The sequence below is a fragment of the Streptomyces sp. NPDC001536 genome (assembly GCF_042894505.1).
Lineage (GTDB): Bacteria > Actinomycetota > Actinomycetes > Streptomycetales > Streptomycetaceae > Streptomyces.
The window spans coordinates 224,587-237,732 of the sequence record NZ_JBIAVQ010000004.1 but is presented as its reverse complement, the minus strand read 5'-3'; the positions used below and the strand labels follow the sequence as shown (position 1 = coordinate 237,732).

Here is a 13,146-nt window from a genome sequence, read left to right as displayed (position 1 = left end):
CACCTCGCTCGTATGCTCGAAGGATGACGACTTCCGCGACTCCCGGAACCGGCCCGACCGAGAACTCCATGCGTCGCGCCCTCAAACGCGCCCGTGACGGCGTGGCCCTCGATGTGGCCGAGGCCGCGGTCCTTCTCCAGGCCCGCGGCACGGACCTCGACGATCTCACCGCCTCCGCCGCCCGCGTCCGTGACGTGGGCCTGGAGGCGGCGGGCCGCCCCGGCGTCATCACGTACTCGAAGAGCGTCTTCATCCCCCTGACCCGGCTGTGCCGGGACAAATGCCACTACTGCACGTTCGTGACCGTCCCCGGCAAGCTGCGCCGCGCCGGACACGGAATGTTCATGTCCCCCGACGAGGTGCTCGACATCGCCAGGCGCGGGGCCGCGCTGGGTTGCAAGGAAGCGTTGATCACCCTGGGCGACAAACCGGAGGATCGCTGGCCGGAGGCTCGGGAGTGGCTCGACGCGCACGGCTACGACGACACCATCGCCTACGTCCGTGCCATCTCCATCCGCATCCTGGAGGAGACGGGCCTGCTGCCCCACCTGAACCCCGGGGTGATGTCGTGGACGGACTTCCAGCGCCTGAAGCCGGTCGCGCCGTCGATGGGCATGATGCTGGAGACGACCGCTGAACGGCTCTGGTCGGAGCCGGGCGGCCCGCACTACGGCTCCCCCGACAAGGAACCGGCCGTCCGGCTGCGGGTGCTGGAGGACGCGGGCCGCTCGTCGGTCCCCTTCACCAGCGGCATCCTCATCGGCATCGGTGAGACGTACGAGGAGCGCGCGGAGTCGTTGTTCGCGCTGCGCCGCGTCTCCCGCTCCTACCACGGCATCCAGGAACTGATCATCCAGAACTTCCGCGCCAAGCCGGACACCGCGATGCGCGGCATGCCGGACGCGGAGCTGGACGAGCTGGTGGCGACCGTGGCCGTGGCCCGGCACATCATGGGCCCCTCGGCCTGTCTCCAGGCCCCGCCGAACCTGGTCGACTCCGAGTACGAACGTCTCATCGGCGCCGGCATCGACGACTGGGGCGGGGTCTCGCCGCTCACGATCGACCATGTGAACCCCGAACGCCCCTGGCCCCAGATCGAGGAGCTGGCCGAGCGCTCGGCCGCCGTCGGCTTCTCGTTGCGTGAACGCCTGTGCGTCTACCCGGAGTTCGTGGGCCGCGGCGAGCCGTGGCTGGACCCGCGGCTGCTGCCGCACGTACGGGCGCTGGCGGACCCGGAGACCGGCCTGGCGCTTCCCGACGCCGTCGTGGAGGGCCACCCGTGGCAGGAGCCGGAGGAGGTGTTCGTGTCGTCGGGCCGTACGGACCTCCACACCACCATCGACACCGAGGGCCGTACGTCCGACCGCCGTGACGACTTCGACGAGGTGTACGGCGACTGGGGCGCCCTGCGGGAGGCGGCGGCGCCCGGCATGGTCCCGGAACGGATCGACACGGACGTACGCCAGGCCCTGCGGGTGGCGGCCGACGACCCGACCCGTCTCACCGACGCGGAGGCGCTGGCGCTGCTGCACGCGGACGGTCCGGCGCTGGACGCGCTGTGCGGAGTGGCGGACGACGTCAGGAAGTCGGTGGTCGGCGACGACGTCACGTACATCGTCACGCGGAACATCAACTTCACCAACGTCTGCTACACGGGCTGCCGCTTCTGCGCGTTCGCGCAGCGCCGCACGGACGCGGACGCCTACACCCTGTCCCTGGACCAGGTCGCCGACCGCGCCCAGCAGGCGTGGGAGGTGGGCGCGGTGGAGGTCTGCATGCAGGGCGGCATCCACCCGGACCTGCCGGGGACGGCGTACTTCGACATCGCGAAGGCGGTGAAGGAACGGGTCCCGGGCATGCACGTCCACGCGTTCTCCCCGATGGAGGTGGTGAACGGCGCGACCCGCACCGGCATGTCGATCCGCGAGTGGCTGAGCGCGGCGAAGGAATCCGGCCTGGACTCGATCCCCGGCACCGCGGCCGAGATCCTGGACGACGAGGTCCGCTGGGTCCTGACCAAGGGCAAGCTGCCTACGGCGACATGGATCGAGGTGATCACGACGGCCCACGAGGTGGGCATCAGGTCGTCGTCGACGATGATGTACGGCCACGTGGACCAGCCGAGGCACTGGCTCGGCCACTTCCGCACCCTCGCCGGTATCCAGCAACGCACGGGCGGTTTCACGGAGTTCGTGACCCTTCCCTTCATCCACACCAACGCCCCGGTGTACCTGGCGGGCATCGCGCGCCCCGGCCCGTCCATGAGGGACAACAGGGCGGTCACGGCGATGGCGAGGCTGCTGCTGCACCCCTGGATCCCCAACATCCAGACCAGCTGGGTCAAGCTCGGCACGGAGGGCGCCGCGGAAATGCTGCGCTCGGGCGCGAACGACCTCGGCGGCACGCTGATGGAGGAGACCATCTCGCGCATGGCCGGCTCGTCGTACGGCTCCTACAAGTCGGTACGCGACCTGGTGGCGGTGGCGGAACTGGCGGGCCGCCCCGCCCGGCCGCGCACAACGCTGTACGGCGAGGTACCGGAGGAGCGACAGCGGGCGGCGACGGCGTCGGACGGGCATCTGCCGGAGCTGCTGCCGGTGCTGGACTGAGAGCGGGCGCCGTTCTGGGGGCGCGGGCTGGGCTGGGGCGCGGGCTCGGGGCTTGGGGCTTGGGCTGGGCCCCGGCCCAGGGGCTCCGGTCTCCGGGCCCCGGTCTCCGGCTCCGGTCTCCGGTCTCCGGCTCCGGGCCCCGGTCTCCGGCTCCGGTCTCCGGCTCCGGGCCCCGGTCTCCGGCGCCCGGGCCCCGGCCTCGGGACTCGGGCCGGGCTGACGAGGCGCGCGGGCTCGGGCCGGGCTGAGGGTGGGTGTGGGCTGGGCTTGGGGCGGGAGCCTGGATGGGTCGCAGTACGATGATCGGACCCCTGTTTGTCCGGAGGGGGCCGTAGCTGAGGAGATGCGTGCCGTGCCTGCCCCGAAGGTCTGGGTGACCGGTCTGACGGTGGGGGCGATAGCCGCCGTCGCGTTCCTCGCCGTCAAGGCGGACGAGGGCGCGAAGCCCACGGCCGCCGCCCCCCGCCCGAGCGCCTCCGCCTCCGCGCAGCCCTCGGCGTCCCCCACGAAGTCGACGGCCACCGCGGTACCGGACGACTCCGGCACCGGCCGCCGTATCGTCTACTCCCTCGCCGAGAAGAGGGTCTGGCTGGTCGACGCGAGCGACGCGACCCAGCGCACCTTCCCGGTCTGGCCGGGCACGGTCAGCCCCGACCCCGGCAGCTACAAGGTCGACGTCCGCCGCGACGCCACGACCGGCTCCGACGGCGTCCAGATCGAGCACATCATCTACTTCGCCAGCAAGTCGGGCCTGTCCATCGCCTTCTCCAACGCGGTGGACGGCGCGTCACCGCCGCCGGTCGCCTCGGGAGCACGGACGAGCGGCATCCGCATGGCAAAGGCGGACGGGTCGGCACTGTGGACGTTCGGCGAGACGGGAACGTCGGTAGTCGTCGTCGATTAGCCCCGCTCGCGGTGCGGGCTCCGTACCGTGGCCGGATGGACAGTTCCGTCGTCTTCAACGTCGCGACCACCGGCATCGCCGTCGTCGCCGTGGTGACCTCCGTCGTGTTCAGCGCACGGCAGGCCCGCATCGCGAACCACGCCAACCACATATCCGTGATGATCGACCTGCTCGCGGAGTTCCGGTCCGCCGAGTTCCACGAGCAGCACGACTACGTGACCATGCGCCTGGGCGCGGAGCAGGACCCGGAGGCCGGAGTCCGCGGGCTGCCCGACGAGGCCAAGTCGGCCTTCTACAGCGTCGTGTACTACTACCAGTCCTTCGCCAACCTCGCCGTCTTCGGACTCCTCGACGAATCCCTGCTGGTCACGGTCCTGCGCACCCGGATCGTCTCGGTCTGGCAGGCGGTCCGGCCGTTCGTGGAGCGGGAACGGGAACTGCGGGGCGAAGGAGGCGGCGGAACATACCTGTCGATCTTCGAGGAGCTGGCCCGGCTGGCGGCGGAGCTGCCGCCGCAGCACGCCCGCGAGCGGATGTCCGAGATCCGGCGCAGACGGTCGGGCCTCGGGCTGATGAGCTGAGGCCAGAATGGTGTCGGCGGACTTCCGGAACGAGGGGACGTACGGATGGTGCGGGCGCGGCCGTCGATGCAGGAACTGATCCGACAGCGCAGGCGGGCCGGGTTCGTGGGACGGAACGACGAACGGGCGGCCTTCCGCGCCAACCTCGAGATCCCCCCGGAGGACGAACGGCACCGGTTCCTTTTCCATGTGCACGGTAACGCGGGGGTCGGAAAGACCTTTCTGGTCCGCGAGTTGGAACAACTGGCCCGTGAGAAAGGCACCTTGACCGCATACGTCGACGAGAGTGCCGGGAGCGTGCCGGAGGCCCTCGCCGCGATATGTCAGCAACTTGCCGCTCAGGGAGCCCGGCTGAGGAAACTGGAGGACGCGCTCACCGCTCACCGGGAACGACGTCATGAGGCGGAGGCCGAGGTGGCCGCCTTGGAACCCACCCCCGAGGGCCCGTCTCCGCTGACCACGACGGCGGTCCGTCTCGGTGTGGCCGGCCTGGGCCTGATCCCCGGCGCCGGCCCCTTCGTCGGAGCCGTCGACTCCGCCCAACTGGCCGAAGGCGCGGCCCGGATCAAGACCCGCCTCAGCGCCCGCTTCCGCAACCAGGAGGACGTGCAGCTGGTTCTCGCACCGGAACGCGTTCTGACCCCGAAGTTCCTGGACGAGTTGGCGGACGTGGCCTCCACCGCACCCTGGCTGGTCCTCTTCTTCGACACCTACGAAAGCACCGGCACCTTCCTCGACAGCTGGCTCCATCAGCTCATGACCACCGACCGATACGGCGAACTCCCCGCCAACGTCATCGTCGTCACGGCCGGCCAATACCCCTTCGACACCGCCCGCTGGGGCGCCTTCGCCGACTTCATGACCGACGTGTCGCTCAGCCCGTTCACCGAGGCGGAGGCGCGGGGCCTGCTCGCGGAACGAGGGGTTGTGGCCGAGCCGGTCGTGGCCGAGGTACTACGCCTCACGGGTGGTCTGCCGGTACTCGTCTCCACCCTCGCAGAGTCCCGCCCGGACGACCCCGACGACGTGGGGGACCCCGGGGCGACCGCCGTGGAGCGATTCCTCAAATGGGAGCAGGATCCGGTACGGCGACGGGTGGCCCTGGAGTGCGCCCTGCCCCGCTTCCTGGACGCCGACGTGTTCCGTGCGGTCGTCCAGGACTGTGCGGAGGACGAGGCCAGGGCGTTGTACGACTGGCTGCGCGCGATGCCGTTCGTCAGTGAGCGGGGCGAACGGGCCCAGTACCACGACGTCGTACGCGCGCCGATGCTCCGCCTGGAGCGACGCCGCTCGCCGCGAGGGTGGGCGGAACGGCATGGGCGGCTCGCGGACGCCTTCGCCGGCTGGCGGGAGGAGCGGCGGGCGGATTCGGGCGACGACCCGTGGACGGACAAGCGGTGGCGGGAGCTGCGGCTGGCCGAGGCGTATCACCGGTTGTGCGCACGGGAGTCGGCCGCGCTGCCGGAGGTGCTCGGCGATGTGGTGCAGGCCTGCGTACAGGGCCTTGAGGAGGCTCGACGGTGGGCACGAGTGCTGACGGAGGCGGGGGAGGACACCCAAGCGGCAGTGCTGGGTCGCTGGGGGCGGGATCTGCTGGACGCGCTGGAGGAGCCGAACACAGCGGGTGCCCTGGGGCTGTTGCTCGACCGGGCGGAGTTCGACGACACCGGCCATCGAGCTTTCGTGCACGCCATCCGTGGTGCGGTCCTCCGGTCGAGCGGCGAACTCCGCGGTGCACTGCTGGAGTTCGACCGTGCCATCGCCCTTGACGGGGATCTGGCCCACGCCTACCACGGCCGGGGTATCGCCCGATCCCAGTCGGGCGAGTACGCGGCGGGGATGGCGGACCTGGACCGCGCCCATGCCCTGGAGCCCCACAACGCCAGGATTCTGGCGACTCGCGCGGATTGCCACCGGCTCGTCGGCCACTACGACGCGGCGCAGTGTGACGCGGACCGCGCGATAGAGCTGGACCGGACCCAGTACAACGCCTGGGCCACGAGGGGCGCGATCCGCGATGTCTTCAAGCAGTACGACCTCGCGCTCGCGGACCTCGACCAGGCCCTCGCCCTGAAACCCGGCTACGTCTGGGCCCTCGTGCACCGGGCACGGGTACGTCGGTCACGAGGCGAGCATGAGCTCCAACTGGCCGACCTCGACCGAGCTGTGGAGCTCTCTCCCGACATCGCCTGGGTCCTGTGCGAGCGTGGCGACGCGCTCGGCGCCGCGGGCCGTGAGGTGGACGCGCTCGCCGACTACCAGCGGGCCATCGACCTCGATGACACGTACGCCTCGGTGTACGCCAGCCGGGGCGCCCTGCATGCCCAACACGGTCGATACGAACCGGCGATGGCCGACCTGGACAAGGCGCTGCGCCTCCGTCCCGAGTACCAGTGGGCGTTGCTCCATCGCTGCAGGGCGCACCTCCGCCAGGGCCGCTACGACGATGCTCTCGTCGACGCGAACCGGGCGGTCGAGCTGGGTACGGGCTACCCGGGAGTTCTTCTGAACAGGGCCTATACGAACATGGCCGTCGGCCGGTTGGAGCAGGCGCAGCAGGATCTCGAAAGCTGTTTGACGTCAGGCGACGAACATCGGCGGTTGGCCCAAGTGCACCTGTGGAGCGGCCGGTTCGAAGAGGCGCTCACCGAGCTGGATGCGGCAGCCGCGCTCGGTGGCGACACGGCGAAAGAGGCAGACGTCCGGTGCAGCGTGTATCTGTACATGCGGGACTGGCCGAATGCTCGCCAAGTGGCGGAACGGCATCTCGCCCTCGACGAGGCCACTGGTCTGCTGAATCTGGCCCTGGCCGTGAGCGGGGGTGAGGGGCTGGCCGCCGCCCGGCCGTTGTGGGAAAGGCTCGCTCTCCTGGACCGGCCCGAGGACGGCGTCCTCCTGGCGGTCGCGCTCCGAGCCACCTCCTCCTCGTGGCCCGAACTGGACGACCACCTCCACCGCGCCCTCGTGGCTCCGCACGGTTGGCCCTACCTTGCGGCAGTGTCCGGGTGCCTGGACATCCTGCTGCACAGCGACGGGACTGACCGCGCCCGGCTGGAGCCCAGGCTGGAGCGGGTGGTCGCCGCGCGGGACGCGATGCGGGCGCGTTACGCGGAGTAGGGGCTGCCGGGTCCCGAGGATCCCGGGCCCGGTGAACGCCGCCGCGGAGGGACTGTCGGCTGCAAGACCGTATGGGCGGAACTGGCACCGGATCGCGGTGCGTCATGACCCGGTGGCCGCCGACGTCAAAAACCAAAGAACCGGGGAAAGAACCCAACCCACCCCTACCGTCCCCGGCGATCACTCTCCGGGGTGAATATGCCCAACTCGGCTGGCGCGGCGGGGTGGTGTGGTGCAGCGTCTGCGACAACAACTCCAGACATACTTCGGCCCTCGCGGGGACGGCAATCCCGCTGCGAGGGCCTGATCACCCAGGAAGAGACGCTTCCCGATGACTGACAAGCAGCCTAGCGCGCCCGCGCCCGCGAAGACCCGGCATTCCCACTCGGGTGTCATCCATGTGAATGAACCGCACACCGAGAACTTCACCGTGGTCGGCAATCACCTCGCCCAGCACCCCGACTTGTCGCTGATGGCGATCGGCCTCGCGGTACACATCCAGTCGCTGCCCGCCGGGGCGTCGATCGGGATCAAGACGCTGGCGGGGAAGTTCCCGGAAGGGGAGATCCGGATCGCCGCCGCGCTGCGGGAGCTGGAGGAACACGGATACCTCACGCGTGCCAGGGAGCGTCTTCAATCGGGGCAAGTGAGGACCCGGACGACCTCGTACAACAAGCCGCGGAGCGCGGCGCCCCCGATTCCAGAACTCACCGCGCCGAGGGCGTCCGAACCGAAGAAGACACCGGCCGCTGACCTCCTGACCCGCCTGCGCGCCTACGACTCCCGGCTACTGCTGTCCGAACGGGACGTACGGCGATTGGTGCCGGACGTGTCGGTGTGGCTGGAGCGTGGTGTACCCGCCACCGTCGTGGAGCAGGCCCTGACGAGCGGGCTCCCGCAGGATCCGATCAAGCGCCCGGCGGCCTTCCTCGCCCGCCGCCTCACCACACTCCTCCCCGCACCCCTCCCGATCGCGCCCCCGCCACCCCCTCGCGCCCTACGCCCGGACCCTCTCCAGACCTGTGACGGCTGCGAGCGCGCCTTCAGAGCCCCACAACCAGGCCGGTGCCGGGACTGCCGCCCGGCCGAAGCGGCGTGAACCCCTGGAGACGACCCCCATGACAAGCGCCGCCCAAGCACCACGCCACCGACTCCGCCGGTACCGTACGAGGACCGAGCCACCCGCACCGGAGGTCACCGTGAGCGCCCAGACCGATGGCCCGTACGGACCGCTGATCCCCATGCCCGAACTCACGCCGGACGCATTGCGGGCGGCGGTCACGCGGATCGCTCCGAGCCGGGTTCCAGCCCTCACGCAGCACCTGTTCGAAGCCACGACGAACGCCCAGCAGACGCAGAGCCTGGCCCCGTTGCGGGCTTTCGTGCACTCCTGGGCCGTCTTCGTGGCGATCGAGCGGCACCCGGAGCGCGCCGCCCGGTTGCGTGAGCTGGAGCGGCTAGTGGACGCAGGCGAGGAGGACCCGGCAGAGGCCATCTCCGAGATCCGCGCGATCCGGGAGGCGGCCGAGGCGGAGGCCGGACTGTGACGGACTGGGCCTGGGACTACAACCCGAGTGCCGAGTACGTCACGGGAGGGCTGCCGCCCGGAGTGGTGGCGGAGGTGGAGCGGATCGCCACCGAGTTGGCCGCGCTCGGACATGACTCGGTGAAGGTCGGCAGGCCGCTGGACAGGGAGGGCGGGTTGCGTGAGTTCGACATCCTCGGCGGCCGCGGTTTCATCAGCTTCCTGGCCGTGCCCCGCCACGAGTGCGTCTACGTCTGCAACGTCACCTGGTACGGCTGATACCTGACCACCCACGCCCATTCCCGACCACTCCGTGCACACCCCGCAAACCCATTCGCCCCCTGAACCGACCGTTCCCGGTCGATTACAGTGCTGAATCGTCGTGTACGCGGGCGGTGCCGCTGGGGAGGTCTTGGTGGGTGCGACAGCCGGGGCCATATGGGGCCGTGTCGAGCAGCAGGACTTTCGGAGCCGGGTGCGGGGGACGTTGCTCGGAGTCGCGGTCGGGGACGCGCTGGGGGCGCCCGTCGACCAGGTCGGTCTCGACGGGATCCGGGAGGCATACGGGGCTGAGGGCGTCGTCGATCTCGGTGCCGCCTACGGTCGACGCGGGGCCGTCACGCATCTCACCCAGCTCACGCTCTTCTCCGTCGACGGGCTCATACGGGCCCAGGTGCGCCGCGACATAGGGGCCTGGCATCCGCCGACCGATCTGCACCGGGCGTATCTGAGATGGGCCGCCACCCAGCGGGACTGGGGGCCCGACGAGCGGCGCAAGGATGACGGCTGGCTCGCGCGGGAGGAGTGGCTGTACGCCCGGCGGGATCCCGCCCGCTCCCTGATCGTCGGGTTCGGCGACGAGAACATGGGGACCCTGGAGGTGCCCAAGAACCCCGGCGAGGCCGGTGCCGAGGCCGCCGCGCGGTCCGCGCCCTTCGGGCTGCTCGTCGGCTGGGAGCCGCAGCTCGTCGCCCAGCTCGCGGTGGAGTGCGCCGCGCAGACCCACGGGCACCCGGTCGCGTACCTCTGCGCCGGGGCGTACGCCGTCATCGTGCACGCGCTCGCCCGCGGCGAGAGCCTCGACGGGGCCGTGCAGCGGGCGCTGGCGCTCCTGGCCGCCCGGCCGGGGCATCAGCCCGTCTCGGAGGCCTTGCAGCACGCGCTGGGCGCCGTACGGCAGGGCATGCCGACCCCGGAGCGGGTCGGGGAGCTCATGGGGCAGGGGACGGCCGAGGGGCTGCTCGCCGTCGCCGTGTACTGCGCCCTCGTCGGCGAGGACGTCCGGCACGGCCTCTGCCTCTCCGTCAACCACGACGGCCCCTCCGCCGCGGCCGGCGCCCTCACCGGCGGACTCCTCGGCGCCCTCCACGGCGAAACGGCCCTCCCCCCGGCCTGGCTGGCCGAGCTGGAGGGCCGTCCCACGCTGCTGGAACTGGCGGACGACTTCGCCATGGAGATGACCCAGGGCCCCGCCCTCCACGGCCCGGCGGGCTCGTCCCCGGGGTGGCTGGCCAGGTATCCGAGGGGCTGACGCCCGGCCCATGCCTTTCAGCCCGCCCGACGTTCGAGGACGAGACCGCGCCGTCCCGATCCCCCACCCACCCGTGCCTTTCAGCCCGTCCGGCGTTTGAGGACGAGGGCAGCCGTCCCGATCCCCCACCCGCCCGCGGGGGGCTGCGCCTCTCAACGCCGGTCCGTGCCTTTCAGCCCGTCCGGCGTTTGAGGACGAGGCCCTCAGGGGCCGATGGGGGTCTGGGGGCGGAGCCCCCAGGGACCGGGGTCGAAGGGGCAGCGCCCCTGGGGGATGGGACGGGTAGGGGCGGCGGGGGCGAGGAAACCCCACCCGCACCCCCACCGCCGCACCCGCGTTAGTCCTTCGTCCGGACCACCTCGTCCACCGGCCCCGCCGGCACCGGCACGGCCGCCGCGGCCGCCCCGTCCCCGTCCGTGTTGATCTTCTCGATGATCGCGAGCCGCTCCGGGGTGTCCTCCGGCTTCACGAAGCCGATGAGGACGTAGAGGATCAGCGACACCGCGAGCGGGATCGAGACCTGGTACTGGAGCGGGACGCCCCCGTCGACGTTCCAGTTGATCGGGTAGTTGACCAGCCAGAAGGTGAGCAGACCCATCGACCAGCTGGTGAGCGCGGCGGTGGGGCCGGAGCGGCGGAAGGGCCGCAGCAGGCCGAGCATCATCGGGATCGCCATCGGGCCCATCAGACCGGCCACCCACTTGATGACGACGGTGATGATGTCCTTGAACGCGGGGGAGTTGACCTGGGTGGCCGCCGCCATCGACAGGCCCAGGAAGACGACGGTCGTGATGCGGGCGACCTTCAGCCCCTGACCCTCGCTCCACGCCCGCGCCCTGCGCCACACCACCGGCGCGCAGTCCCGGGTGAACACCGCGGCGATGGCGTTGGCGTCGGAGGAGCACATCGCCATGGTGTGGGAGAAGAAGCCGACGATCACCAGGCCCAACAGGCCGTGCGGCAGCAGCTGTTCGGTCATCAGGCCGTACGAATCGGAGCCGTCCGGCTTCTGGGATTCCACCAGCAGCGGGGACATCCACATCGGGAAGAACAGGACCACCGGCCACACCAGCCACAGGATCGCGGACAGGCGTGCCGAGCGCTCGGCCTCGTACGCGTTGGCCGTGGCCATGTAGCGCTGGGCCTGGTTGAGCATGCCGCCGTTGTACTCGAAGAGCTTGATGAAGAGGAACGCGAGGAGGAAGACCGTGCCGTACGGCCCGACCAGCGGCTCGCCGTGGCCTTCGAGCTCCGGACGGTCCCAGGCCTCGAAGAAGCCGATGCCCTTGTCGTTGAGTTCGGCGACGACCGCGACGAACATCGCGACACCGGCGAGGAGCTGGATGACGAACTGGCCGAGCTCGGTCAGCGCGTCCGCCCACAGGCCGCCGATCGTGCAGTAGACGGCGGTGATCGTGCCGGTGATGAGGATGCCCTGGTTGAGCGAGATGCCGGTGAAGACCGACAACAGGGTGGCGATCGCCGCCCACTTGGCGCCCACGTCCACGATCTTCAGCAGCATGCCGGACCAGGCCAGCGCCTGCTGGGTCTTCAGGTCGTAGCGGTTCTTCAGATACTCCAGCGGGGAGGCCACATGGAGCCGTGAGCGCAGCCGGTTGATGCGCGGCGCGAACAGCTTCGAACCGATCGCGATACCGAGGGCGATGGGGAAGGACCACGTCACGAAGGACGTGACGCCGTAGGTGTAGGCGATGCCCGCGTAGCCCGTGAACATCACCGCGCTGTAGCCCGACATGTGGTGCGAGATGCCGGAGAGCCACCAGGGCATCTTGCCGCCGGCCGTGAAGAAGTCGCTGACATTGTCCACGCGCTTGTGCGACCACACGCCGATCGCGACCATCACGCCGAAATAGCCGATCAGTACGGCCCAGTCGAGACCGTTCATGTGCGCCCTCCCAGGGTCAGCCCGGCGCTCATCGTGGGCGCTGTCGCGTGAACACGACAAGTGAGCGTAAGGTCAAAGGGAGGTAAAAGTATTCGACATGATGGCCTTGGTTCACCTATATGAACTCAACGCATCAGCTCCCCGGCGTTGACCAGCAGTGATTGTCCGGTGATCGCCCGCGCCCGATCCGACGCCAGGAACACCGCCGCGTCCGCCACATCCCCGTCCGTGGCCAGCTCGGGCAGGGCCATCCGCTCGGTGAGCCTTCCCAGCACCTCGGACTCCTCGACCCCTTCCGTGTGCGCGGTGAACTGGACGTACGCCTGCACCGGCGGTCCCCACATCCAGCCCGGCAGCACGGTGTTGACCCGGATCCGGTGCGGCCCGAGCTCCCGTGCGAGGGAGTACATGGCGCTCGTCAGCGCCCCCTTGGAGGCCGCGTACGCCGCCTGCCGCACCTGCGAGGGGGCGGCCACGGACGACTGCGTCCCGATGAAGACGACCGAGCCGCCGCACGTCTTCAGCGCCGGCAGACACGCCCGCGTCATCCGCAGCGACCCCAGCAGATTCACGTCGATCACCGACTGCCAGGTGGCGAAGTCCGCGTCCTCCACACCGCCGAAGTAGCTGTCCCAGGCGGCCACATGGACCACCGCGTCGATCCGCCCGAACCGCTCGCTCGCCAACTCCGCGAGCGCCACGCACTGTCGCTCGTCGGTGATGTCGGTGGGCCGGTACGCCGTGTGCGCCCCGTCCGGATCGATCTCGGCGGCGCTCTTGGCGAGGTTGGCCTCGGTGCGCGCCCCGAGCACGGCGTTCCCGCCGTCGCGTACGACGGCCGCGGCGACCTGGTGACCGAGCCCGGCGCCGACACCCGACACGACCACCGTCTTGCCTGTGAGCAGTGGCATGAGACCCCTCCCTGAATCCGCTGATTCACGACCCTGGCGCTATATCTGACGGGGCGTCAGAG

Annotated in this window: 10 protein-coding genes; 8 read left to right on the top strand and 2 right to left on the bottom strand. The window is 70.4% G+C overall.

What is annotated here, in order from left to right:
• The first annotated feature begins 23 nt into the window (after nt 1–23).
• From ACFY0U_RS13965 to ACFY0U_RS13930, 8 genes are all read left to right on the top strand, one after another.
• Nucleotides 24–2,609, top strand: coding sequence for a bifunctional FO biosynthesis protein CofGH (locus tag ACFY0U_RS13965; RefSeq protein ID WP_388634810.1), 2,586 nt, complete (start codon nt 24–26; stop codon nt 2,607–2,609).
• Nucleotides 2,610–2,952: 343 nt separating this feature from the next.
• On the top strand, nt 2,953–3,513 hold the full coding sequence (locus tag ACFY0U_RS13960) for a L,D-transpeptidase (RefSeq protein WP_388634808.1): 561 nt from the start codon (nt 2,953–2,955) through the stop codon (nt 3,511–3,513).
• 35 nt (nt 3,514–3,548) lie between these two features.
• On the top strand, nt 3,549–4,094 hold the full coding sequence (locus tag ACFY0U_RS13955) for a hypothetical protein (protein ID WP_388634806.1): 546 nt from the start codon (nt 3,549–3,551) through the stop codon (nt 4,092–4,094).
• 66 nt (nt 4,095–4,160) lie between these two features.
• Entirely contained in the window at nt 4,161–7,211 is a 3,051-nt protein-coding gene (locus ACFY0U_RS13950) for a tetratricopeptide repeat protein (RefSeq protein ID WP_388634804.1), read from the top strand.
• Between the two features lie 331 nt (nt 7,212–7,542).
• Nucleotides 7,543–8,310, top strand: a complete 768-nt coding sequence (locus ACFY0U_RS13945; protein ID WP_388634802.1) for a helix-turn-helix domain-containing protein — start codon at nt 7,543–7,545, stop codon at nt 8,308–8,310.
• A 100-nt stretch (nt 8,311–8,410) separates the two neighbouring features.
• The gene (locus ACFY0U_RS13940; protein WP_388634800.1) at nt 8,411–8,758 is read left to right on the top strand and encodes a DUF6247 family protein; all 348 of its coding nucleotides are present in this window, start codon (nt 8,411–8,413) and stop codon (nt 8,756–8,758) included.
• Complete coding sequence (locus ACFY0U_RS13935) at nt 8,755–9,015, top strand: hypothetical protein (protein ID WP_388634798.1); 261 nt, start codon at nt 8,755–8,757, stop codon at nt 9,013–9,015. Before ACFY0U_RS13940 ends, ACFY0U_RS13935 begins: the two co-directional genes overlap by 4 nt.
• Before the next feature lie 136 nt (nt 9,016–9,151).
• The gene (locus ACFY0U_RS13930) at nt 9,152–10,267 is read left to right on the top strand and encodes an ADP-ribosylglycohydrolase family protein (protein ID WP_388634796.1); all 1,116 of its coding nucleotides are present in this window, start codon (nt 9,152–9,154) and stop codon (nt 10,265–10,267) included.
• A gap of 337 nt (nt 10,268–10,604) precedes the next feature.
• On the opposite strand, the gene ACFY0U_RS13925 is transcribed toward ACFY0U_RS13930, so the two are convergent.
• Complete coding sequence (locus tag ACFY0U_RS13925) at nt 10,605–12,173, bottom strand: sodium:solute symporter family protein (RefSeq protein ID WP_388634794.1); 1,569 nt, start codon at nt 12,171–12,173, stop codon at nt 10,605–10,607.
• Nucleotides 12,174–12,298: 125 nt separating this feature from the next.
• A complete protein-coding gene (locus ACFY0U_RS13920) occupies nt 12,299–13,084 on the bottom strand; it encodes an SDR family oxidoreductase (protein ID WP_388634792.1) in 786 nt (261 codons plus the stop codon).
• Nucleotides 13,085–13,146: the final 62 nt, after the last annotated feature.

Bases quoted from the DNA above. Each gene is read 5' to 3' on its own strand.
- ACFY0U_RS13945 (WP_388634802.1), top strand. From the start codon at position 7,543: ATGACTGACAAGCAGCCTAGCGCGCCCGCGCCCGCGAAGACCCGGCAT.
- ACFY0U_RS13965 (WP_388634810.1), top strand. From the start codon at position 24: ATGACGACTTCCGCGACTCCCGGAACCGGCCCGACCGAGAACTCCATG.
- ACFY0U_RS13955 (WP_388634806.1), top strand. From the start codon at position 3,549: ATGGACAGTTCCGTCGTCTTCAACGTCGCGACCACCGGCATCGCCGTC.
- ACFY0U_RS13925 (WP_388634794.1), bottom strand. From the start codon at position 12,173: ATGAACGGTCTCGACTGGGCCGTACTGATCGGCTATTTCGGCGTGATG.
- ACFY0U_RS13960 (WP_388634808.1), top strand. From the start codon at position 2,953: ATGCGTGCCGTGCCTGCCCCGAAGGTCTGGGTGACCGGTCTGACGGTG.
- ACFY0U_RS13920 (WP_388634792.1), bottom strand. From the start codon at position 13,084: ATGCCACTGCTCACAGGCAAGACGGTGGTCGTGTCGGGTGTCGGCGCC.
- ACFY0U_RS13950 (WP_388634804.1), top strand. From the start codon at position 4,161: ATGCAGGAACTGATCCGACAGCGCAGGCGGGCCGGGTTCGTGGGACGG.